The organism is Melioribacteraceae bacterium (genome assembly GCA_030584085.1).
GTDB lineage: Bacteria > Bacteroidota > Ignavibacteria > Ignavibacteriales > Melioribacteraceae > SURF-28.
Map to the genome: position 1 here is coordinate 2,226,417 of CP129490.1, position 24,214 is coordinate 2,250,630.

At 34.4% G+C, this 24,214-nt stretch carries 21 protein-coding genes; all 21 read right to left on the reverse strand.

The features are described 5' to 3' along the window. Positions 1-78 precede the first annotated feature (78 nt). Complete coding sequence (locus QY331_10140; protein WKZ68311.1) at positions 79-1,191, reverse strand: Glu/Leu/Phe/Val dehydrogenase; 1,113 nt, start codon at positions 1,189-1,191, stop codon at positions 79-81. Between the two features lie 30 nt (positions 1,192-1,221). Further along, positions 1,222-2,226 carry a YdcF family protein gene (locus tag QY331_10145; protein ID WKZ68312.1) on the reverse strand — a complete coding sequence of 335 codons (1,005 nt, stop codon included), beginning with the start codon at positions 2,224-2,226 and terminating at the stop codon, positions 1,222-1,224. Positions 2,227-2,257: 31 nt separating this feature from the next. After that, entirely contained in the window at positions 2,258-3,037 is a 780-nt protein-coding gene (locus QY331_10150; GenBank protein ID WKZ68313.1) for an ABC transporter ATP-binding protein, read from the reverse strand. A gap of 17 nt (positions 3,038-3,054) precedes the next feature. Beyond that, a complete protein-coding gene (locus QY331_10155) occupies positions 3,055-6,438 on the reverse strand; it encodes an efflux RND transporter permease subunit (GenBank protein ID WKZ68314.1) in 3,384 nt (1,127 codons plus the stop codon). A gap of 11 nt (positions 6,439-6,449) precedes the next feature. Next, positions 6,450-7,490: an efflux RND transporter periplasmic adaptor subunit gene (locus QY331_10160; GenBank protein ID WKZ68315.1), complete on the reverse strand. Its 1,041-nt coding sequence runs from the start codon at positions 7,488-7,490 to the stop codon at positions 6,450-6,452. A 12-nt stretch (positions 7,491-7,502) separates the two neighbouring features. Further along, the gene (locus tag QY331_10165; GenBank protein ID WKZ68316.1) at positions 7,503-8,846 is read right to left on the reverse strand and encodes a TolC family protein; all 1,344 of its coding nucleotides are present in this window, start codon (positions 8,844-8,846) and stop codon (positions 7,503-7,505) included. A gap of 11 nt (positions 8,847-8,857) precedes the next feature. Continuing rightward, positions 8,858-9,496 carry a TetR/AcrR family transcriptional regulator gene (locus QY331_10170; protein ID WKZ68317.1) on the reverse strand — a complete coding sequence of 213 codons (639 nt, stop codon included), beginning with the start codon at positions 9,494-9,496 and terminating at the stop codon, positions 8,858-8,860. Positions 9,497-9,635: 139 nt separating this feature from the next. After that, positions 9,636-10,289, reverse strand: a complete 654-nt coding sequence (locus QY331_10175) for an energy transducer TonB (GenBank protein WKZ68318.1) — start codon at positions 10,287-10,289, stop codon at positions 9,636-9,638. Positions 10,290-10,377: 88 nt separating this feature from the next. After that, positions 10,378-10,800, reverse strand: a complete 423-nt coding sequence (locus QY331_10180) for a VanZ family protein (GenBank protein WKZ68319.1) — start codon at positions 10,798-10,800, stop codon at positions 10,378-10,380. Then, on the reverse strand, positions 10,781-12,358 hold the full coding sequence (locus QY331_10185; GenBank protein WKZ68320.1) for an NAD(P)H-hydrate dehydratase: 1,578 nt from the start codon (positions 12,356-12,358) through the stop codon (positions 10,781-10,783). The genes QY331_10180 and QY331_10185 overlap by 20 nt, the downstream gene beginning before the upstream one ends. A 56-nt stretch (positions 12,359-12,414) precedes the next feature. Then, positions 12,415-13,845 carry an NADH-quinone oxidoreductase subunit N gene (locus tag QY331_10190; GenBank protein WKZ68321.1) on the reverse strand — a complete coding sequence of 477 codons (1,431 nt, stop codon included), beginning with the start codon at positions 13,843-13,845 and terminating at the stop codon, positions 12,415-12,417. 2 nt (positions 13,846-13,847) lie between these two features. Continuing rightward, the gene (locus QY331_10195) at positions 13,848-14,213 is read right to left on the reverse strand and encodes a hypothetical protein (protein WKZ68322.1); all 366 of its coding nucleotides are present in this window, start codon (positions 14,211-14,213) and stop codon (positions 13,848-13,850) included. Between the two features lie 3 nt (positions 14,214-14,216). Then, a complete protein-coding gene (locus QY331_10200; protein WKZ68323.1) occupies positions 14,217-15,512 on the reverse strand; it encodes a sodium:proton antiporter in 1,296 nt (431 codons plus the stop codon). A gap of 91 nt (positions 15,513-15,603) precedes the next feature. Beyond that, complete coding sequence (locus tag QY331_10205; protein ID WKZ68324.1) at positions 15,604-17,130, reverse strand: NADH-quinone oxidoreductase subunit M; 1,527 nt, start codon at positions 17,128-17,130, stop codon at positions 15,604-15,606. A 3-nt stretch (positions 17,131-17,133) separates the two neighbouring features. Then, entirely contained in the window at positions 17,134-19,074 is a 1,941-nt protein-coding gene (gene nuoL, locus QY331_10210) for an NADH-quinone oxidoreductase subunit L (GenBank protein WKZ68325.1), read from the reverse strand. A gap of 1 nt (position 19,075) precedes the next feature. Beyond that, the gene (gene nuoK, locus QY331_10215) at positions 19,076-19,384 is read right to left on the reverse strand and encodes an NADH-quinone oxidoreductase subunit NuoK (protein WKZ68326.1); all 309 of its coding nucleotides are present in this window, start codon (positions 19,382-19,384) and stop codon (positions 19,076-19,078) included. A 6-nt stretch (positions 19,385-19,390) separates the two neighbouring features. Further along, the gene (locus QY331_10220; protein ID WKZ68327.1) at positions 19,391-19,906 is read right to left on the reverse strand and encodes an NADH-quinone oxidoreductase subunit J; all 516 of its coding nucleotides are present in this window, start codon (positions 19,904-19,906) and stop codon (positions 19,391-19,393) included. A gap of 2 nt (positions 19,907-19,908) precedes the next feature. Next, positions 19,909-21,198, reverse strand: a complete 1,290-nt coding sequence (gene asnS / locus QY331_10225) for an asparagine--tRNA ligase (protein WKZ68328.1) — start codon at positions 21,196-21,198, stop codon at positions 19,909-19,911. A gap of 138 nt (positions 21,199-21,336) precedes the next feature. Continuing rightward, the gene (locus tag QY331_10230) at positions 21,337-22,890 is read right to left on the reverse strand and encodes a Ppx/GppA phosphatase family protein (GenBank protein WKZ68329.1); all 1,554 of its coding nucleotides are present in this window, start codon (positions 22,888-22,890) and stop codon (positions 21,337-21,339) included. Beyond that, entirely contained in the window at positions 22,877-23,995 is a 1,119-nt protein-coding gene (locus QY331_10235; GenBank protein WKZ68330.1) for a glycosyltransferase family 9 protein, read from the reverse strand. The genes QY331_10230 and QY331_10235 overlap by 14 nt, the downstream gene beginning before the upstream one ends. Further along, entirely contained in the window at positions 23,995-24,213 is a 219-nt protein-coding gene (locus QY331_10240; protein WKZ68331.1) for a hypothetical protein, read from the reverse strand. Before QY331_10240 ends, QY331_10235 begins: the two co-directional genes overlap by 1 nt. Position 24,214 lies beyond the last annotated feature (1 nt).

Consider the following 24,214-nt stretch of genomic DNA (forward strand, 5'->3'; position numbering starts at 1 on the left):
ATATAGAGTGCGCTACCTATTTTATCAAAATAAAAAATAAAAGGTTGTCTCAAATTGACAGAGACAACCATAAAGTATTTACTTTGTTGTTAATTCGCCTAATCTACCGGAAAAATTTGAATACCCGGAATAGATTTTCCTAATTCCACCAATATTTTGCAGTCTTTCTTCTGCAAGCTTATTAGATGCAACATGCGTCGGGACATTGTGTTCTTTTGAAAGCAATAATACTTTTTTAACGATATCATAGATCGCTTCAGCTTGTTTCATTGCTCTATCTTGTCGGTAGCCTTCTAATTCATTAGATACGTTGATTAAACCTCCGGCATTTATTACATAATCGGGGGCATATAAAATGCCTTTATCCAAAAGCATTTGACCGTGTTTATTTTCGTCTTCAAGCTGATTATTAGCTCCACCAGCAATAATCTCACATTTTAATTTTGCAATCGTTTCATCATTTAGGATTCCACCAAGAGCGGTAGGGGCAAAGATCTCAGCATCAGTGTCATAAATTTCTTCCGGTTTAACAACATGTGCTTTTACTGTTTCAAGAATTCGTTTTACTTTATCCTCAACTATATCGGTGATTATTAATTCAGCACCTTCGCTATATAGATGCTCACATAAATAACGAGCAACTTGACCTGCGCCCTGCACAGCGATTTTTCTTCCGCGGAGAGAATCGTTCCCCCACTTTTGTTTTGCGCAAGCTTTCATTCCAACATAAACGCCATAAGCAGTTACGGGTGATGGATCTCCTGAACCGCCTAATGCCTTAGATATACCGGTTACATACTTGGTTTCCATTCTTACATATTCCATATCGCGAACATCGGTACCGACATCTTCGGCAGTGATGTATCTTCCCGCCAGACCATCAACAAACTTTCCGAAAGTCCTAAATAACAATTCATTTTTTTGTGTTCTTGAATCACCTATGATTACAGCTTTTCCGCCGCCTAAATTTAAACCTGCAGCCGCTGCCTTGTAAGTCATACCTCTTGATAATCGTAAGACATCTTTTAATGCTTGGTCGGATGTTGAATAGCTCCACATTCTAGTACCGCCTAAAGACGGTCCCAAAGTCGTATCATGAATTGCAATAATAGCTCTTAAACCTGATTCCTTATTCGAACAATAAACCACTTGTTCGTGGTCATTATTTTCCATCATTTCAAAAATTTCCATTATAACTCCCTCGTTTATTCCTTTATTCCATTAAATTCCGAAAAGCCAAAAAAGTACCAAAGCGATACTTTCTCGGAACCTGTAATATAATAATTTTTCTAGATTTAGATTGTAATCGGATGCGATACCTTCAACTTTTATATTAAAGAAATGAGCCATTTCGATTGCGCGAGGTAAGTGAAAATCATCCGAAATAAGTACCACTTTTAGCGGCTGTGTATTTCTAAAAAAATTATTTCTTGTAAATTCTACTTGTTGAATGGTTGTAGAAGTTTCTTCTTCGATTAGTACACGACTTGAGCTAGAACCTAAATCCTTGTAATAATCCGCTCCAGCTTTCGCTTCGGATATTTCACCCGGTGCATTTCCACCTGTGAATTGAACTGTTCTAACTTTGCCAACTTGACTGAGTTTGTGAACTTTTTTAATTCTGCCTTCGAAAATTGTGCTTGGTTTATTATTGCTCCATACTGCTGCACCTAAGACTACTGCAATATCATAGCTTTGAGCTGATTGAATTTGTTTTAATTTATAACTTTGCGAGGTAATGAAATAATAGCTAAACCCGAGTGTTAGAGTAATTGCCAATATAGCTCCGCTAAATGCTCTTACAGATCCGCTACTTTGTCTTCCTATTAATATTCCCCAAATGTAAGCCAGCAAATAGTAGTGAGTAAATAAATTAATAATAAAAATGACAGCTAAATAAAACTTGCGGGCAGGAACTTCAAATAAATACGTGTTTAAGGGTTCAAACTCAAATGTGGATATCGCATAACCAATTCCGTAGGATACTATTGCAAGAATTGAAACAAAAATAATTGTTCTGAATACCTTATTATCATATCCATTGCCAACTACATGTAAAAGCACTGCACCAAGAATTATAAGAAACGATAAGAGTAGATTAAAAATATTTCCAAGGTACGAAAAATTTATATCCGATAGTGGAATGTCGTAGATGGAGTATTTAAACAGAATTTGGAGAATGAGATTAGTAAATAGAAGAAACAATGCTGTAATTAATTTTGACATATTAGATTTGCTATCTCATAATGAATATTGGTTAATTATTGGGAAATATAGCTACATTGATGTTGTTACCATAGTTATAAATTTTTGCATTAACATTAAAAACAGCAGAAATATTTTCTTCAGTTAACACTTTATGTTTAATATCATCAAGATAGATTTTTCCGTCTTTCATGAAAATCATTCTGTGGCTGTAGCAGCCTGATAAATTTAAATCGTGTGAAACCATAATTATCGTCAATTTCTTCTCGTTGTTTAACGATTTCAACAAATCAAATATTGAAATTTGATGTTCCAAATCCAAATGCGCATTTGGTTCATCAAGCAAAATTAAGTCCGGTTCTTGAACTAATGCACGCGCAATAAATGCTCTTTGAGCTTCACCACCTGAAACGGAGTTAATGCTTTTATTTTTTAAATGACTGATACCAACCAAATCCAAAACATTATTTATTTTTTTGATATCATCATCCTTTTCGAATCCCAAAAAATTAAGATAAGGAGTTCTTCCCATCGCAACAATTTCAAAAATGGAAAAAGGGTAAACGGAATAATATTTTTGCGGGACAAAAGAGATTCTCTTTGCTAATTCTTTCCGGGAAAAAGTTTTATAATTTTTTCCCTCAAAGAGAATCTCTCCTGAATTTGGAGTGCTAATACCGAGGATAAGATTTAGTAGAGTTGATTTACCTGATCCATTAGGACCTAATATGGTAACAAACTCACCTGGATTAACTACTAAATAGATATCATTAAGTGTAAACCCATCAGGATCATCATTATACTTGAATGCGACCTTTTTTAATGTAAGCATCACTGAAAATTAATTGATTATTTTTTTTTACTTAGGGTAGAAGATAACCAATTTTTCAATGATTCTTTAGTCACTCTAACGACATCCGGTAAATCATAAATAATGGTATAAATAACTGGCACAATGATTAATGTTAAAACTGTACCGAATAATAATCCAAAAATAACCGCAACACCCATCTGCCTCCAAAATTCGGCATCTGTGCCGCCGCTTTGGAATGAAAGTGTATAAAGATCAAATCCAAAACCAAAAGTTAACGGGATTAATCCTAAGATAGTTGTAATTGCGGTTAGTGTAACCGGTCTAAACCTTCTTAATCCAGCACGAATTACCGAATCTGTAACACTCAGACCACGATTCCTCAAGATATTAACGTAATCAATCAATACAATGTTATTGTTTACAATTACGCCGGCTAAACTTATAACTCCTATACCGGTCATAATAATTCCAAATGCCATTCCGAATAACGTTAACCCAATTAAAACACCGATTAATGATATAATAACAGCTGCCATAATAATAAGTGGTTGACTTAACGAATTAAATTGGATTACAAGTACAAGAAATATACTCAGTAAAGCAATCATAAAAGCACGTCCGAGAAATTCTTGAGCTTTTTCTTGCTCCTCATTCTGTCCTGTGTAATCAATTTTATAATCTTGCGGTAAATTAAATGACGCAAGTTTAGCTTTAACGTTATCTAAAACTTCATTTTGGTTAAAACCCTCTTTAACATTTGAAGAAACAGTAACAACTCTCTTTAAATCGACTCTTCTAATTGAACCGGGTCCTCTATCTCTGCTAATCTCAGCGACACTACTTAGAGGAACATCAAGTGTATTTCCCTTTTTATCATTATAAATGATTCTTAGGGAATTTAAGGCATCAATACTATTCCGCTGATCTTCTTTTAAGCGAACAGTAATATCATATTCATCTTCATTTACTCTATAATTTGAAGCTTCAAAACCATTTATTGCTGTTCTTATCGAATTAGCGATAATTGAAGTATTCATATCAAGTAATGCGGCTTTTTCTCTGTTGATAATAACTCTTACTTCAGGACGGCCGGCATCGTAATCATCTTGAATATCTACAACTCCAAGGATTTCTTTTATTTGATCTTTAACTTGGTCGGCAAGAACCCCAAGCATTGTAAAATCATCACCCGAAATTTCAATATTTACGGGTTTACCAACCGGCGGTCCGGCTGCCTCTTGTTGAATATCATATTCAGCACCAGGAATTTTGCTAATGGCTTCTCGTATCTGATCAGTTGTTATTTTTGAAGACTGACTGCGTAAATCATAATCAATATACTGGACAGTAATTGTACTTTTATTCGGGGTTGAACTTCCGCCATCAAACGGATTATTTGAAGACCCAACATTTGCAACATAATCTTTGACATCAACTTCGGCAAATTGCTTTAATTCTTGTTCAACACTTTTCGCAATTCTGTTTGACATGTCAATGTTTGTTCCGGTAGGACTTTCAATGTTTACGTATACACGGGGAGGATCAATATTTGGGAAAAATTCAACTCCATGATCAAACTCTCTATAAACCAATGAAATAATAATTAAAAGTAATATAGTGCCCGAAATAATTTTCAATCGCGGATTCAAGAAAAGATATATTATTCCAACCCCTAAAAGTGTACTAATTATTAATACAAGTACGTTTGGAATTTCCGGTGTTTCAACCGCGGCATTAGTAATCATTATTAATATGATTGTAGCTAGAATTCCGAACCAATTTCTCTTATTAACTTTTTGATTTTTATCTCTTTCTTTACCTACGGCACTTTTTAAAAACTTTTCGTAATATCTTATTACTACAGGCAAAGCGACATCGACAAAGAAATGTGTCAGTTTATTAAGTGGTAATATTAATTTCTTTAAAAGTGTATCGGCTTTATCATTTGGGTTTTCCACCTTCATAAATTTTGATGCAAAAACCGGATTAATTATCAACGCGACGAACAAGGACGATGTTAGAGTTATAATAACTGTAATCGGCAAATAAAACATAAAATCACCAACAACACCGGGCCAAAAAGTCATTGGCAAAAAAGCTAAAACTGTTGTAAGTGTTGAAGTTGTAATAGGCCAAGCAACTTCCGCAGTTGCAGTCTTTGCCGCTCTAATAAGATCATATCCTTCTTCTAAGAACTTGTAGATATTTTCAATAACGACTATTGCGTTATCAACTAGCATACCCAAAGCAAGTATTAAGGAGAAAAGTACGATGAAGTTTAGAGTAAAACCGAAAGCAGATAATAAAGTGAAAGATATTAACATACTTAATGGAATTGCGATTGCAACAAATAAAGCGTTTCTAATTCCAAGAAAAAACAGAAGTACTATAAGAACTAAAACTAAACCTGAGAAAATATTATTCTCTAAGTTTCTATTGCTCTCCTTTATATCCTTAGAAAAATCTACGGTTAAGTTGAAATTCAATCCATCCGGGTAACTTGATTTAGCATTTGCAATTACTTCTTTTACCTTATCGGCAATCTCGATAATATTAGCACCGACACGTTTAGAAATGTTTAAAGTGACTGCATCAACTCCATTTACTCTAGCGTAGGTAGTTCTATCTTTGAATGAATACGAAACCTCAGCAACATCACGGATATAAATAGGTTTACCTTCATGCATTTTTGCAATGAGATCTTGTATGATATACGGTTTATCAAATTCACCAGGAACGCGAACCAAAAAACTCTTTGTTGCTAAATCGATTGAACCGCCCGGGATTGTTCTATTTTCATTTTGAATTGCTTCAATGATATCATCGAACCGTAGGTTATAATGCATCAGTTTATTGGCATCGACGTCAACTTTTACTTCTCGCTCAAGCCCACCGGATATCTTAACTTCTAAGACACCATTAATATTTTCTATCTCGTCTTTTAAATCATCTGCAATATCTTTCAATTTTACTAATCCATACGGACCACTTATGTTGTACGTCATAATCGGGAATTCTGAGAAGTTAATTTCAATGATCTCCGGCTTTTCTACATCGTCAGGCAATTCTGATTCAGCCTTTTGAACTTTATCTCTAATTTTTTGCAAAGCCTCGTCAATATCAAAACCACTTTGAAACTCGGCTTGAATCAGAGAGAATCCTTCAAAGGAAGCCGATCGCAATTCTTTTACTTCACTTATTGTGCTAATTTCTTTTTCAATCGGCTGAGTTATTAATGATTCAATATCTTCCGGTGAAACTCCAAAATATGGAGTAGAAACTATAACTAAAGGAATTTGAACATCCGGTGAAGCTTCTCTGGGTAGTGAATTATATGACGTTATACCAAATATTATAATGATAAATACAAGAATAAATATACTTGTTCTGTTATCTATACTTACATCTGTAATTTTCATAAAAGAAATCCTTAGTTTACAATTGATACATTTTCGCCGTCAACTAAATTTTGAAACCCGACGACGATTAATCTATCCCCTTTTGAAAGACCGCTCTTCACAGCCACAGCATCACCATTTCTATTCAAGATATTGATATTTCTCAATTCAGCTTTACCATCTTTTTCAACAAAGACTATATATCCATCGTCTGTTCGTGTAATAACTTCTTCAGGGATGATTATGATATCTTTATAATTTTGCTTTGTTATTGAAACCTCAGCTAACATATCCGGTTTGATTAATCCATTTTTGTTTTGAATCACAATCTCGATTGGGAATGTTCTATTAGCCGGATTTAGTGCTTTACCTACATAAGACACTTTACTTTCAAATGGTTCGTCAAATAATTCTTTGATAATAATTTTAGCACTCGCACCTTGTTTAATTTCAGCAGCGTATCTTTCCGGAATTCCGGCTTCAATTTTTAGTCTTGATGGATCAATAACTCTAACTATCTGAACTGCAGGAGGAACAAACTCACCAACTTCAAAAGCTCTGGAATCAACTAGTCCGCTAAACGGTGCTTTAATAAATGTCTTATCATATAAAATTTTTGCTTGCTCATACATAGCCTTTAACTGATCACGAGTGTACTTTGTATTAAGCAATTCAAATTCACTTCCTACATTCTCATCAAAAACTTTTTGTTGCCGCTGATATTTAGCATCTGCTAATTCGTACTGAGCTTTGGCTGCATTCATGGAAGCTTTCATAGCATCATTATCAAGAATTAATATTGTATCGCCCTTATTTACGTACGCTCCCTTGTCGTTAACAATTTGCTTAACTATACCACCCATTTCGTGTGAAATTCTAGCGTCATTATAAGGTTTTACGGTTCCTATCGTTGTTATTACATCGGTATAATCTTGAGAATTCAGATTTTCTATTTCAACATTTACGGATTTTACATTCTCTATTTCTATTTCAGGATTTTCATCCGAACACGATGTTAGGGTCATAATTGCGAATGCAAAAGCGACGATAATTACAGTATATTTTTGTCTCATACTAAAGTTCCTTTAGTTCTTATTTAAAATTTCATCTGCTGTTTTACCTAATAGTAAATCCAGTTTTGCATGTTCCACAAAGTAATCGTGTATTGACTGTAAATAATTAACTTTAGCTTGTGAAACATCTACTAACGCATTTGTCACTTCTATTTGAGAACTCAACCCGTTTGTAAATCTCTTTGAAGCGATTTCGAAACCTCTCTCGGTTTCATTTACCGCGCCACTGTAGGCAGCAATTTGTTGTTCAATTTTTTCGACCGTTAAAATTGAATTCTCATATTCATTCTTCACTGCTTTTTTTGTTTTAAGATAATCCTCGACTGATTTCTTATAATCTATTTCAGCTTGCTGAACTTTCGAATCAAGTTCCCAACCTTTGAATATCGGTACCGATAAAGCGACACCTACAAAAACCGAATTTGTATATCTCCAATCTGAGAATGCTCTGTCGTCATTTTCTTGAGCTTGGACTTGCCAATTTGCAAATGCATTAAGTTTTGGGAAATGTTGACTAAACTGGTATGACGAATTCAAATCTTGTAGCTCTGTTTGAAGTTCCATCTGTTTTAGTAATTTATTCTTTTCCAAAACCGATTTGAGACCGGATTCCAAACTTGGGACTTCTAGTCTCCTAAATTCCAACGAGTCATTCACTTCAATTTCAGATTCTAGTTCAATTCCCATTACAATTTTTAAGTTATTGAGTGCTAATTTCTGTTGTATCTGACTTTCAGTTAGTATCGGTTTCATATTTTGAAATTGAACATTGGCTTTTATATAATCATATTCGGAAACTAAACCGGACTCATACAAAGCCTTTGCATCACGCAGGTTGTATTCGGCACGATTTAATTGTAATTCAGAGAGCTTAGTTAACTCTTTTGATAAAAGGTAAGTATAGTAAGCTTGCTTCACATTTCTTATAATATCAGCTTGAGAGTACTGCTCGGCTTTTTGAGAAATATCTGCAAATGTTTCAGCTATACTCACCGCTAAAAACATAGCTCCTGTAAATAAAGGCTGTTCCGCACTTATTGTTGAGGTGAGTGTATTAAATGTTCCAGCCGGGAATCTACCGCTAAAGAAAGGCGTTTCAATAATAAACTCCGATCGCTTTAAAGCTCTGTTATATTGTAAAGTTCCATCAATGGATGGAAATAACGAGGTTCCGTAAGCTTCACGTACTTGCTGCTCTGCCTTTTCATAATCAAGTTTTGACTTCTTTAGATCATGATTATTTTCTAAGGCGAGAATTAATGCATCTTCTAAATTTATGCTCCTAATTTGATCGGATTGAGCAAAAGTAAAGCTTGCCAAATTTATTATTAGAATAAAAATTACCACAACTCTCACAATGACTCCATTCATTTTTTTTTAATACCATTAAATAAGATATTGACGATGAACTTTGTTTCTTCCGCAACATTAATTTCCTTTTCAGTTCCACAGAACATCTTATTATAAATATATGGGAATATCATACTTCGATAGAGGGCTATAAGGGAATACGAATCAACCTTTTCGATTTCTTTAGCTTTAACTGCCTTGTCAATTCTTTTAATCAAAATGCGATCAATCTCAGCATGATTCTCTATCATTTTTTTCGGGATATTGGACGTAAAAGTAGAAGTATTTGTTCTAATCCTAGCAATAATTTTAAATGCATATTTTTGATTAACACAGAAATCGAACAGATTTTCACTTAATGAATAAACAAAATCGTAGAAACTTTGGTTTTTATTGTCGAGTTTAACAACTGTTTCTAAATATGCGATTGAAATTTCTTCAAGAATGACTGAAAACATTTCCTCTTTGCTGGAGAAATAATTGTAAATCGTTCCTTTTCCAAATTCAGCTTTTTCTGCAATATCGTCGATTGTTGTGTTCATAAATCCTTTTTCGGCAAAAAGTTGAGTAGCAGCATGGAGAATTTCTCCACGCTTGATAAAACGCTCTCTTTCTTTTCGCGATAACTGATCTATATTTGCCGGTAAGTAAATCATAAATTTGTGCTGGTAAACTTAACAGTTCCGAAAATGACTGTCAAGTCATTTTTGTGAATGGTTGGTCACTTAACAAAAATTTAATATTGATATTTGGAGAGGAATAAAAAAAAAGCGCCTCGAAGAGGCGCTTAAATTTTTACTGGAGTCTGAAAACAATCGGGATAGAGACTTGAACCTTAACGGATTTACCTCGCTGTCTACCGGGAGTAAATTTCGTATTCTTAACAGCTTCCATGGCAGCCTCATCACAACCGGCACCGATACCCTTTAATAACTCAACTTTTACAACATTACCATTTTCATCAACGAATGCTTTAACGAATACACGGCCTTGTACACCAGCTCTTTTTGCAATTTCAGGATAAACGATTCTTTTTTGAATTCCTTCCAACCCACCAATAGGTTCAGGTTGTTGTTCAACAGCTACGAAGAATACAGGTTCTGCTTCCTCTTCTTCTTCTTCAACCGGAGGAGGAGGAGCCGCGACTTCTGCTTCAATATCCAATTCTGTATCACTAATTTCAATATCTTCTAATACTTCATCGGATGGAGCTTCAATTGGAATCGGAGGTTTAGGCGGCGGAGGTGGAGCAGCTTCTTGTTTGGTAGCTTCAACATCCTCTACCTGCACCAATTCTTGCGGTCCGTCCAACGCTAAAGTTTCTTTTTCAAATTCAGGGAAATACTTAAAAGCAATTATAAGGACGGCTAAAGCTATAATTAAGCTCGTTTCAAATAACCTTCTATACTTTCTTTTCAGGTCAACTTTAGGATTTTTCTTTAATGCCACTTTTTCCTCCACGTTTCGAAATTCATCGAAATTAACTTAAAAAAAGCATACTTTATTGTCAATAAATAGGCAATTAATTTTACAATTCTTAGCCGATTTCTGTTCCATTTTTACTTAATTGCTTACTTTTATCTCTTTCAACGAGAGATTTTACAAGAAAAACCCCAAGCAAGATTCCAAACATATTTGCAAGCCAATCCCAAAACTCAGCACTTCTTCCGGGAATAAATACTTGATGAATCTCATCAAAAGTAGAGTAAATAAGAGTTATTAATAAAGCAAATTTAATGTAACTCTCTTTCATCCGCTTAAATTTGTTTTGAACATTTAAGGCAAGGGACAAAAAGAAAGAAAGTACAAAATAGGCGATGAAATGCTTTATTTTATCATCAAAATTAACAGATGGTAAATCTTTATCTGGTAAGCTCGTTAATATAAATATCGAAATCCAATGAACCGTAAGAGGAATATATATAAACCACTTCTTGTTTCTAATCAATAATTTGAGCAAATGAATCCTCTAAAAATTTAATTGTATGGGGAATATTATTCATTATTAAATCTGCATTAATTCCTATTTCGGAAACTTCTTGTAACAATAAATCTGCGGTTAAACTATGCACATAAACTGCACTGACAACAGCTTCTTCGATAATTTTATTCTGACTTATGAAGGATGCGATAATCCCGGTTAAGATATCACCTGAACCAAATGTAGCCATTCCGGGATTTCCTGTTGTATTAATTAAGGCTTCACCCGAAGGACTAAAAATCATTGTCGGAGAGCCTTTTAATGCAAGATAAGCCCCGGTTTCTTTAACAAACTTTTTACCATAACCTAAGATGTCATTTTGTAATTCTGCAATTTCAATTCCGAGTAGTTGTGCAAACTCACCATGGTGTGGAGTTAGAACTTTGTAATTCAACTTAAACTTTTTATACTCATTATTCGATAAAGCGAAAATTGCATCAGCATCAATAACAATTCTTTTAGAGGAATACTTTTTCAATAAGACATGAAGCGCTTTTACTGTCTTAGCATCACGACCTAAACCCGGTCCAATTGCAATGCAATCTGCCCAATCTAAACGATCTTTAAGTTCTTGTATATTTTGTTCACGAAATATTTCGCTACTATCGTCTTCATAAGCTGCTACTACAGAAGATTTTAGTTTTGATTGTGCTAATAATTTAATCGATTTTGGAAAAGCTAATATCGATGCACCGCTGCCGGAATTGATAACCGAATTAGCAGTATAAAAAGCTGCTCCGGGCAAACTTCCGGAACCCGCAATTGTAAGAACTTTTCCCGAGGAATACTTATGAACATCCAATTTTTTAACTGGTAAGCCAATGAATGCATCCTCCGGTTCAATCAAATAATTTTCTACATTTAGTTTTGAAAAATACTCGTCACCAATCCCAATGTAACCTTTTTCAATTTCACCAGAATATACATAGCCTTTGCCATAAAATAACCCGCTTTTTAATTCTGCAAGAGTTATAGTTAAATCAGCATTAAAAATTGGATCTCCACTTGAAGAATCTAAATCTAATCCTGTAGGAACATCGATTGCAATTCGATATGAATCAAAATCATTAACAGAGCTGACTATACTTCTCAATGGTTCACGTAACTTACCTTTTGACCCAGTACCTAGCAGAGCATCAAAAATTATATAGCAGTCTCTAAATTTTGTTAAATCTCTTTGCGATCTATATTGTACAATTGAAGAACCGGTGGCTCTTCTGATAAGCTCTTTTAAGATAATGAAATTTATCTTAGCATCTTTCGAGAAGTTAGTTGCTTTTGATATTACAAGAACTTTTACATTAAATCCATTGTTGATAAGATGACGAGCCAGTACAAAACCATCACCACCGTTATTCCCTGACCCGCATAAAATTCCGATTAAATGATTTCGATTTAGTTCAGGGAATTTTTCCAGTACAATTTGAAAAATTGATCTTGAGGCATTTTCCATTAACGCAATACTTGGAATATTTAACTTCTCGACTACATAATGATCGGCTTTTCTAACATGATCTGTTGAATAAAGTGGTATCATGATATATACCTAATTTGTTATATCACAAAAATAATAATATTGCGGGGAATAATTTATTAGTATGATAAAACCGAACTGATAATGCTCATCAAAGTATCGGGTAAAATTCCAAAAACGAGGACTAGTAAACCTGATATAATTACCGCTAAAAGTCCGGTAAAACTGTTATTGATTTTAATTTCCGAAGCAGTATTTTTGAAATACATATAAACAACAACTCTTAAATAGAAATAAACACTGATTGCACTCGCAATGACCCCAACAACAGCGAGCCATGTCAAATCAGCTTTGATTGCTGCAATAAACACATAATACTTACCAAAGAATCCGGCCATTGGCGGAATCCCTGCTAATGCAAACATAAACAGAGCCATTAATCCGGCAAGTATAGGACTTTTTGAACTTAGTCCGGAGTAAGATTCGATATTGGTATTGTCGTCGTTACTTCCTTCGATTAAACCAATTACTCCAAACGCACCGAGGTTCATAAAAGTGTACGCGGTTAGGTAAAATATTATTCCGGCAACACTTTCAATATTTCCTGCGGCTAAACCTATGCTCATATAACCTGCATGCGATATTGAAGAATAAGCAAGCATTCTCTTTAAGTTATTCTGAGCTAGTGCTACAATACTTCCATACAACATTGACAATGTTGCAACGACAGCAAAAATAGTTTCAAAATTATTCGGGAGATTTTGAGTAAATATTGCGGAAAGAATAATTATTAAAACACTAAAGGCAGCTGCTTTACCGGCTGTGGACATTAATCCTGTAACAGGTGTTGCTGCACCTTGATAAACATCGGGGACCCACATATGAAAAGGAAACGCTGCAATCTTAAATAGAAACCCAACAATGAAAAGAACAAACCCGGTAATAAACAATACTTTTCCGCTGAAATACTCGAATGCAAAAACAATTTGATCAATACTTGTTGTTTTAGTTGAACCGTAGATCAATGCAATACCAAAAACTATAAATCCGGTTGCAAATGACCCGAGCAAGAAATACTTTAATGCAGCTTCGTTGTTTTCAACTTTTTTTCTATTAATACCGGCAAGAACATAAAAGCAGATAGACATTAATTCTAATCCAATAAAAATCATAAACAAATCTCTTGCACCAGCCATCAACATCATACCTAAAACAGATGATTGGAGAAGAATATAAAACTCACCAAAATAACTTCCGTATTTTTTAATATAATCAACGGCATTCAGAACCATTATTGCCGCGCCGATATTAAAAATAAAATTAAATATCGATGCTATACCTCCAATTGCAAACATACCATTAAATAAAACTTGATTATCATGAACAGTTATAATGGAATGAGCTCCCGCAAATAGAAAGAGAGTTATTGATAGCCAAGGGAGGATAACTTCACTTTTCTTGGTTGAGATTTCGATAACTATCGATATGATAATTCCAATGCCTAGAACAACGTGCGGTAAAAGTTGAAATATTTCTGTGTTAGCTGTCATAATTAGTCAATAAAAATTTGATCTTCCCCTAGTTCTTTAATTTCTGTTTGATGATTTTCAAGAATATCTATGCTTATTTTTCTCCTGTTATCTTTAATAAAGATATCCTTTCCTCTTTCAACCACAACCATTTTTATAAGTTCATATTTTGAGATTATCTTTTCAAGCGAATCATAATCATGAAAATATAATTCTGTGAAATCTTCATGTACTATGTATTCCGCTCCTTTATTACTTGAACTAAAGTCGGTGATAATATCTTTCTCTATAGCAATTTTTAGTATATCAACCGGGAAAGGTAAAATAAGTCTATTGCCATAGTGAAGAGCATTTCTATTAGCATGAATTGCATCTTTAATTGTTTTCATTTTTTACCCATTACCGTAAAAAAATATGTACCAAATAATCGCAAATACCGGAAGTAAAATTGGAACAGAATATTTAACCAGATATCCGAAAAAGCTTGGCATATTAATTCCAGCTTTTTCACTAATAGATTTCACCATAAAGTTTGGAGCGTTACCAATATACGTCATTGCACCAAAAAATACCGCAGCCACCGAAATTGCCTGAAGATAAATCGGATGTTCGAATTCAAAACGTAATACTTCAGACTTATCATTAACGTTCATGGCAAACTTACCCATTTCGGCACTCAAAAAATTCAAGTAAGTCGGAGCGTTATCCAAGAATGCAGAAAGTGAACCGGTTGCCCAATAAAACAAACCAGCATCTAATTTATCGCCAAAAATATTTGCTTCGTAAGCAATTAATTGAAGCGCCGGAATCATTGTAGCAAACAAACCCGCAAATAAATAAGCAACTTCTCTAATCGGTTCAAAATCAAATTCATTTCCTCTTAGAGCTTCCTGATCAGCTTTTTTATAGGAGAAATATACAACTGTGAACATTATTATTTCTCTTAGACCGAAAGGAAGCGGTGCTAAGCTTGGCACCCAGCTTATTACACCCGGGTCCAAAAATACTGACAAGATAATAATGAGAAGAAACCATAGATTTTTTAATCCCTTAAACTCAATTTTGCCAGTGTGATTTATTTCCTTGTCAGCCCCAAGTTTATTTTGTGAATCAATTACAAAAAATATTCCCAAAATAACAAATAAAGTTGGCAACCATATATACCATACATGTTGAATTACCCAAAAGAACTCAACACCTCGTAAAAAACCAAGAAACAAAGGTGGATCACCAATTGGTGTTAAAGCTCCGCCAATATTACTTACCGAGAATATAAAGAAAACAATATGATAAGGTTTGATTCTATCCTTGTTAATTTTAATAAAAGGACGAATCAATAACATTGAAGCTCCTGTAGTTCCAATTACATTGGAGATAACGCTACCAAACACTAAGATGAGAACATTAAGCATTGGTGTTGCTTTTCTATCTACTTTAATTAGAATTCCACCGGAAGCAACAAAAAGCGACGCCAGCAATGCTATGAAAGACAAGTACTCAGCAAGTGTATGAACTAAACTGTGAGTGTCTTCTAACACAATTAAATAGAATAGAACAGTTACCGATCCTAATGAAACTGCAATCCTTGGATAATTTCTCTCCCAAAAATGATGATAAAACAAAGGACCGGTTGCTATCATCAATAATAATATTACAAAAGGAAGAACGATATACCAGTATTGTAACAATTGGGCGCCAGATCCTTCGGATGCAAAAATTGGTGTTCCAAAAAAAATAAATAAGAGCAGATAAAAACTTTTCTTTAGCATGAATAAAAAATTAATTCAGAAAATTAAAAGTATAGTTCTTTACATGAGTAAGTATTGCTTCAACAGGTGCTTCAGATAAACTTAAAAATGTGTTGGGATAAATTCCTATCCAAACAATAAAAATGAAAATTGGCAAAAGTACAATAACTTCTCTCGAAGTAAGATCCGTTAATTCATTTTTAAGTTTCTCATTTTTTATAGGACCGAATACTACTCTTTGATACATCCATAATAAATATACTGCTGCAAAAATTACTCCGGTCGCAGCAAAAATTGTAAACCACCAACTATCTAAAACTTGTGATTGAAATGAACCTAGTAAAATTAAAAACTCACCTATAAATCCGTTCAAACCAGGCAATCCAACAGAAGAAAGTGATGCAAACATAAGAGCAACAGCAAAAAGAGGAACAATTTTAGCTATGCCTCCATAATATGCGATCTCACGATTGTGAGTTCGCTCATATATGATTCCAACCAAAAGGAATAAAGCTCCGGTAGAAAGTCCGTGATTTACCATTTGAATAACAGCACCTTGAACTGATTCAATAGTTAAAGCAAAAATTCCAAGTACAACGAAGCCTAAGTGCGATACGGATGAATAGGCAACAAGTTTTTTCATATCTGTTTGAACCATGGCAACAAGTGCACCGTATATAATTCCAATCACAGCTAACACTGAAATATACGGAGCAAATTCAACTGTCGATTGCGGAAACAGAGGTAGATTGAATCTAACTAAACCGTAAGTACCCATCTTAAGTAAAACACCGGCAAGTATAACCGAACCAGCGGTTGGAGCTTGAACGTGTGCGTCGGGTAACCATGTATGTAACGGAAATATCGGAACTTTGATTGCAAAACTGAAAAAGAAAGCAAGAAACATCCACTTCTGAATTTCAAATGAAAAATTTGGTGCTTCTTGGTAAAGTGTAATTAAATTTGTAGTGAAAACTCCAAGTGATTCCGAAGCTTCAACAGTTAGCCAAATAATTGCAACAAGCATCAGTAAACTACCGAACATCGTATAAATGAAAAATTTAACCGATGCATAAATTCTTTGTTCTCCACCCCAAATACCAATTATAAAATACATAGGTATTAACATTGCTTCCCAAAAGACGTAGAATAAAAACACGTCCAAAGAAACAAAAACTCCCAACATACCCGCTTCTAAAAGCAGCATCATCATTGTGAAAAGTTTTATATTCTTTTTAATTGATTTCCAACTTGATAACAATGTGATTGGTGTAATAAATGTTGTTAATAAAATTAGTAAGATTGAGATACCATCGGCACCTACATAATAACTAATATCGAGACTCTCAACCCATGTTATTTTATGAAGAAACTGGAAATCGGGATTTGTGTAATCAAAATAGTAATACGGGAAAAGTGAAATAACGAAAGCAAAAACCGTGATTACCAGACCGAATATTCTAATGAACCTGGCATGAGATTCTTTCATAAATAAAATTATGAGAGCACCTATGATTGGTGTGAATAATAAATATGTAAGTATCTGAGAATTTTCCATAATCTATAAACTTATAATTATCCAGAATAAGGCAACGGCAATTCCACCCATCATTATAAATGCATAAAATTGTGCAACACCGGTTTGCATTTTTTTAATAACATCTGAAATTGAATCAACTAGTTGTGCAACACCATTGACTAAACCATCAATAATTTTATTATCCGCAATTTTCCACAAAAACTTTTCCGATGTTTTTTGAATCGGTTGAATTACTGTTGCTTCATAAACTTCGTCAACATAATATTTATTGTAAAGCAAAGTGTAAATACCCTTAAATGATGAGGCAACTTTATCAGCAATCTCAGCTCGTTGAGTATAAATTTTGTAAGCAGCAAACATACTTAGTAAAGCTGCGGTTACCGATATCGCCATTAATAATAATTCTTCGGAATGACTGTGCAAACTATATAATGCTAATTTAGCTTCCGCATCTTTGAATATCGGAGCTAGCCAACCATGAAAAATATTTCCGTGTTCACCGGAGAACACTTCGGGAATTCCTATCCATCCGCCAATTACGGAAAGAATCGCCAGAACAATTAGAGGGATTGTCATTACTTTCGGAGATTCATGCGGATGATATTTATCGTGACTAAATTTCTCTTTTCCGAAAAATGTAAGTGAAACCAATCTGAACATATAAAATGCAGTTAACACAGCTGTTAATGCACCCAATAACCAAAACACAAAATTTCCGTTTGCATAAGAATACCAAAGTATTTCATCTTTACTAAAGAAACCTGATAGTCCGGGGAATCCGGATATTGCAAACGCGGCAATAATAAAGGTTAAAAAAGTAACCGGCATATATTTTTTTAAACCGCCGTAACTATTAATATCTTGTTGATGATGCATCGCATGAATAACCGAACCGGCACCAAGAAAGAGAAGAGCTTTAAAGAATGCGTGTGTCATAACGTGAAAGATTGCAGCCCCAAACGCACCAACACCGGCAGCTAAAAACATATAACCTAATTGACTTACAGTAGAGTAAGCAAGAACCTTTTTAATATCTGTTTGAACCAAACCGATTGTTGCCGCAAAAACTGCGGTTAATAATCCGATAACCGCGACAACTATTAGTATCGCCGGAGCCGATGCAAAAATGATTGAAGCACGAGCAACCATGTAAACACCCGCGGTAACCATTGTAGCAGCGTGAATTAAAGCAGATACGGGAGTTGGACCCGCCATTGCGTCAGGTAACCAAACAAATAATGGAATCTGCGCGGATTTACCTGTTGCACCGATAAATAAAAACAGAGCGATAAAACTAAATGTAGTTTCCGCACCCGAGATAATTTTTGCGTGGGCAAATACTTCAAGAAAATTGAGGCTGTCAAAAGTCTGGTAAATAAGAAACATACCGAGTAAAAATCCAAAATCACCAATTCTATTTACAACAAAAGCTTTCTTTGCTGCTTCGGGTACTGTCCCCTTTTCAAATTTTTGGTCGTAGTAATAACCGATTAATAAATAGGAACAGAGTCCCACTCCTTCCCAACCTAAAAAGAGAACTACAAAATTATCACCGAGTATCAGATTCATCATTGCGAAGATGAACAAATTCATATAAGCAAAAAATCTAAAAAACCCTTTGTCACCATGCATGTAACCGATTGAGTAAACGTGAATTAGAAATCCAACACCCGTTACAATCAGTGCCATAACTAAAGATAATTGATCAACTAAATAAGAAAAACTTATATTCAGCGAACCGACAGTCATCCATGTAAAGAGTGTGACAATATTAGTGCGTTGATCTACGGGAAGATTTATTGTTTCTATGAGAGCCAACAATGATATGACAAATGATATTCCAACCGTAGCACTTCCAATTATTCCAATAACTTTTTCATTACCGATTTTCTTACCGAATAATCCGTTGATAAGAAATCCGATTAAAGGCAGCACTATTGTCAAATAAATTAGGTCTATCATTCTACCACTTGAAGATATTTATTTCATCAATATTGACAGTTAATTTGTTTCTGAAAATTGCTATGATAATTGCTAAACCGACTGCTGCTTCGGCTGCTGCAACAGTCATCACAAAAAATACGAAAACTTGTCCGGCTGGATCACCCAAATAAGATGAGAAAGTAACGAGTGCTAGGTTTGCGGAATTCAACATTAACTCGATACTCATAAATACAACTATCGCGTTTCTTCTGATCAATACCCCCGTAACTCCCACAGAAAACATGAAAGCACTGATCAGTAAAAAATATTCCATTGGTATAGAACTCATAACACCTTACTCAAATTTTTTCTTTGCGAGAACTAAAGCACCGATTGTAGCGGCTAACAATAAAAATCCCGAAGCTAAAAACGGAAGAACATAAATTGTATATAGTTCTCTTCCAATTGTTTCAATCTTTCCTGCTGCAATACTTTCTGAAACTTCTTGAGGTAATCCTTGCGAAGGAGCGGAATAAAAAATGATATAACCGAGTTGGACAAAAACCAAAATCGCTATTGCTATAGCCATCAACTTGAGAGTTTTCTTTTCCTTAAGCAATGAATGTTCACTCTCGGTGTTAAGCAGCATAAGTACAAATAGAAATAGAACCATTATTGCACCGGCATAAACAATAACTTGAACAACTGCTATGAATTGTGCATTTAATAATAAATATAAACCCGCTAGTGCGAAGAAATTTAGAACAAGAAAGATAGCGCTCATTACCGGGTTTGGTCGTGTTATCATTGCAACCGATGCAACAACTGCGACTAAGCCAAGTATGCCAAAAAGGATATACTCTAAAATCATAATTAAGGCGTATTCCTATAAATCATTCGTGGGAATGGTATTGCTTCTCTTAAGTGATCAAGACCGCAAATCCAACTAACTGTCCTTTCAAGTCCTAATCCGAAACCCGAATGAGGAACAGAACCGTATTTTCTTAAATCCAAATACCATTCAAAAAATTCTTGTGGAAGATCATGTTCTTTTATTCTTTCCAACAATTTATCAAGATCATCTTCTCTTTGACTACCGCCGATAATTTCACCATAACCTTCCGGAGCAATAACATCAACAGCAAGTGCTAATTTTTCGTCATCGGGATCTCGTTTCATGTAAAAAGCCTTTACAGCAGCCGGATATCTGTGAATCATTACCGGTCTATCAAACTCTTCGGAGATAACGGTTTCATCAGCACCGCCGAGATCATTTCCCCACTCAAATGCGTGATTTTTCTTTTTAAGAATCTCAACAGCTTCGGTGTATGATATTCTTGGGAACGGTCTCTTAACTTTCTCCAAATTTGTTGTATCTCGTTCTAATATTTCTAATTCTTCTTTTCGTTCTTCTAAAATAGTTTGGACTATATACTCAATAAACTCTTCGGCTAAATTCATATCGTCGTTCAAATCATAGAATGCCATTTCAGGTTCGACCATCCAAAACTCGGTTAAGTGACGACGAGTTTTTGATTTCTCTGCTCTGAAAGTCGGTCCAAATGTATAAACTTTGCCAAGCGCCATCGCACCGGCTTCCGCATAAAGTTGTCCCGATTGAGTTAAGTAAGCTTTCCCAAGATCGAAATATGGAGTTTCAAAAAGAGTCGAGGTACCTTCAACCGCGTTTGGTGTGATTATCGGAGGATCGAAAAGAGTGAAACCACGAGAATCATAAAAATCTCGAATTGCTTTTACAATTCTGTGTCGAATTCTCATAATCGCCCACTGTTTACGCGAACGTAACCAGAGATGACGATGATCCATTAAAAATTCAATTCCGTGTTCTTTCGGTGTGATTGGATATTCGTTTGCGATAGAAATGATTTTTAAATCGGTAACATCAATTTCATGTCCGCCAACTTGACGATCATCCTTTTTGACTGTTCCGGTAACTTCAAATGAAGATTCTTGTGTAAGTTTTTTAGCTTCTTCAAATAATTCTTCGGAAACATTGCCTTTGAAGACAACACATTGAACAATTCCGGTTCCGTCTCTGAGGACTAAAAATTGTAATTTTCCACTCGATCTCTTATTGTATAACCAACCTTTAAGAGTAACTGATTCACCTACATGATCTGCTAAATTTTTGATATAAATCATAAGAAATGTCTAAATTTTTTCTGAAATATGAATTTTCAAATATAAAGAGGGTGTGCTATAAAAGCAAAAGATTTCTATTTATGAATGCTTTAATGAATTCTGATATAAAGCTGCAATTAATAGTACATTAAATCTGATTTAAGTTCTATGAATAACTAGAGTTTTCTCAAACACATCCTCAAATAACTTCTCTCTTCTATCTAAATTCCAAAGCTCTATTTCGATTGACTTATCCTTAAGCTTAAGATGAAGCTCAACAGTATTATTAACAACTTTTGCGGAAATTGATTCTACTTTTTGTTTGTGCGATCTATCGAGAGAATCCGCAACTCTTAAAATTGCCGATAACTTCTTTACAACTAATTGATCTTTGGAAGAAAGTGAAGCAAATTCTTGATGTTTTTGTTTGGGATGACTTTTGCGGTGATATCTTGCAACATTGGCAATAATATTAATTTCGTTTTCATTAAATCCCATTAACTCACTATTGCGAATTATGTAATTGCTGTGTTTGTGATGCTGATTATGCGAAATATGATGACCAACATCATGTAGTAATGATGCAGCAATTAAATATTCACGTGTGCTTCCGTCAAGTTTGTGTAAGTCTTCTAGATCATCAAAAAGATTAGCTGAAAAATTAGCTACATGAAAACAATGTTCACTATCGAAGTAACAATTTTTGGCAAGCTGCAAAACGCTTTCATATCTAATATCACTCAACCGCGGACGATGTTTTTCTATGTTCAAATTCTGTAATGTATCAACAACTATTCCTTCACGAAGTGCATATTCCGAAATTGTCAGTTTGTCAATATTAAGCTGCTCAAAAATTGTTTGTAAAATTAATATTCCCGCCGGGAATATATCCGCACGTTTGGAATCCATTCCTTTTATCTTTTTACGATCCGATAATGTTTTAGAATTAAGAACCTCATTTACAACTTTGTTTAGTTCATCTTTTGTGAATTCAAAATTGTTAAGTATGCGGTTTGGTGTTACTTCCCTGTTGGAAAGTTCTGCAATTATATTGCCGGCAGTTTGAATTGTACCTGACGAACCAACACAGACTTCAAACCTATATTTATTTATGTAATTAGTTACATGATAGATTTCACCTTCAATCCACTTTTTACATTCTTTAATTGCCGATTTGGATAGTTTCTCTTTTTGAAAAAACTTTTGTGTTAATCTTACCGCACCAATTTTTATACTTCTGGAAAATTCAATTTTACCGTTTATACCGAGAATTAATTCGGTACTTCCACCACCGATATCTATACATAGTGCTCGTTTTTCATAAACCGGAACGGCACGCAATATTCCTAAATAAATTAATCTAGCTTCCTCTTGTCCGGAAATTACCTCAACTTCAATCCCCGTTTCATTCAAGACTTTTTCAATGAATTCATTTTTATTTAACGATTCGCGTACTGCACTTGTAGCGACAGCTCTTACATTTGCACTATGAAGTTCGGCAATTCCTTTGAAACGTTTAATTGCAATTACAGCTCTTTCTATCGCTTCGGCCGATAACTTTTTTATATCACCGGAAAAACCTTCACCTAAACGAATAACTTCTTTTTCACGGTCAATAATTTCAAAATTACCATACTCTAAAATCTTTACTACGATAAGATGAATTGAATTTGTTCCAATATCTATTGCTGCAAAATTTTTATTCGTCAACATCTTGTAATTCCTTTGTATTCTTATCGGCAAGTATCATAGTGCAAATCTCGTACACATCGTTCACGGTAACGTCATCAATCAAATCAGATTTACGCACAAAATATTTATTTGTGCCTATTGGTGCCCAATTGAAAGGATTAGTTGGACCAAATATTGAAATTTGCGGGGTATCTGTTGCACCGGCTACATGCATAACACCTGTATCGTTTGTGATAAATAAATCCGATATTGAAATTAATGCTGCTAGCTCGGGGATAGATCTATTTATAAAATAGCCCACTTTTACTTGTAGTTTGCTTCTAACATAATCAATTTCTTCTGAATCACTGCTGCTACCGGTTATATAAAATGTTGATCTATAATCTTCGTTCATCTTTTCTATGATCTTTATAAATTTATCAAGCGACCATCGGTTCGGAGGTTTACCGGCACCTATATGTAAACCAATTAAATTTTTGGAATTATTTGTCCCCAGATCAAACACAAATTGTTTAGCTGATTCTAACTCACTTTCTTCAAATGTAACCGAAGATCTATAATTCTTTGTATTTATTCCAACTGATCTGAGAATTTCTAATCCGAAGTCAGAAATGTGAGTATCGGGGTAACGTCTCCAATTAAGGTGAACTCTTTTATGAAATATTGGAGCAAGTTTATTTCGTTTACCATCAAGTGAAGCGGGACCAACTCTGAAATCACTCTTAGCTAATCTACCGAGCAAACAACTTGTTGCTGAAATAGAAACGGTAGCCGGGACAAATACTATGTCATATTTCTGCTTAAGTAACTGAACTAATCTATAAACATAGACGGGATTGATAAACTGCTTTTGATTATATATAAAAAGATTATCGATGAATTGGTTTTTCTCAACCGCGAAATGGTTTTGCGGACTTGCAATTACAGTTAATTCACAATTTGGATAAGTTTCTTTTACTGCGCGGAATAATGAAACACTTGCAAGTAGATCACCGAATTGATTATGTTGTCTTACTATTAAAATTTTATTGGGATTTGTTACTGCAAAGTTTTCTTTTTCTTCAACCGCGAAGAATTTTAAAATGAGTTTTATTATAAGGTTCGAAGAGTTTTTTTGAGATGACATTAACTTTGCGAGTTTTCCTTTTCTTTGTCTTTTATTTCTTCAAATTCTGCTTCAATAATATCTTTCTTATCAACTTTTGATTTCTTTTTCTTAGGTTGATTTACATTATCTTCAGTCTGATTTCTCTTTGGAGACATAAAAAACAAAACTAATGTTCTAATCAATTTATAAATTATATAAAAAAACAATGCCCAAATAATAATTCGTATCAAGCCCATC

Coding starts and splice junctions, on each gene's coding strand:
- QY331_10140 (WKZ68311.1), bottom strand. CDS start 1,191: ATGGAAATTTTTGAAATGATGGAAAATAATGACCACGAACAAGTGGTT.
- QY331_10145 (WKZ68312.1), bottom strand. CDS start 2,226: ATGTCAAAATTAATTACAGCATTGTTTCTTCTATTTACTAATCTCATT.
- QY331_10150 (WKZ68313.1), bottom strand. CDS start 3,037: ATGCTTACATTAAAAAAGGTCGCATTCAAGTATAATGATGATCCTGAT.
- QY331_10155 (WKZ68314.1), bottom strand. CDS start 6,438: ATGAAAATTACAGATGTAAGTATAGATAACAGAACAAGTATATTTATT.
- QY331_10160 (WKZ68315.1), bottom strand. CDS start 7,490: ATGAGACAAAAATATACTGTAATTATCGTCGCTTTTGCATTCGCAATT.
- QY331_10170 (WKZ68317.1), bottom strand. CDS start 9,496: ATGATTTACTTACCGGCAAATATAGATCAGTTATCGCGAAAAGAAAGA.
- QY331_10185 (WKZ68320.1), bottom strand. CDS start 12,358: ATGATACCACTTTATTCAACAGATCATGTTAGAAAAGCCGATCATTAT.
- QY331_10190 (WKZ68321.1), bottom strand. CDS start 13,845: ATGACAGCTAACACAGAAATATTTCAACTTTTACCGCACGTTGTTCTA.
- QY331_10195 (WKZ68322.1), bottom strand. CDS start 14,213: ATGAAAACAATTAAAGATGCAATTCATGCTAATAGAAATGCTCTTCAC.
- QY331_10205 (WKZ68324.1), bottom strand. CDS start 17,130: ATGGAAAATTCTCAGATACTTACATATTTATTATTCACACCAATCATA.
- nuoL (WKZ68325.1), bottom strand. CDS start 19,074: ATGATAGACCTAATTTATTTGACAATAGTGCTGCCTTTAATCGGATTT.
- nuoK (WKZ68326.1), bottom strand. CDS start 19,384: ATGAGTTCTATACCAATGGAATATTTTTTACTGATCAGTGCTTTCATG.
- QY331_10220 (WKZ68327.1), bottom strand. CDS start 19,906: ATGATTTTAGAGTATATCCTTTTTGGCATACTTGGCTTAGTCGCAGTT.
- asnS (WKZ68328.1), bottom strand. CDS start 21,198: ATGATTTATATCAAAAATTTAGCAGATCATGTAGGTGAATCAGTTACT.
- QY331_10230 (WKZ68329.1), bottom strand. CDS start 22,890: ATGTTGACGAATAAAAATTTTGCAGCAATAGATATTGGAACAAATTCA.
- QY331_10235 (WKZ68330.1), bottom strand. CDS start 23,995: ATGTCATCTCAAAAAAACTCTTCGAACCTTATAATAAAACTCATTTTA.
- QY331_10240 (WKZ68331.1), bottom strand. CDS start 24,213: ATGGGCTTGATACGAATTATTATTTGGGCATTGTTTTTTTATATAATT.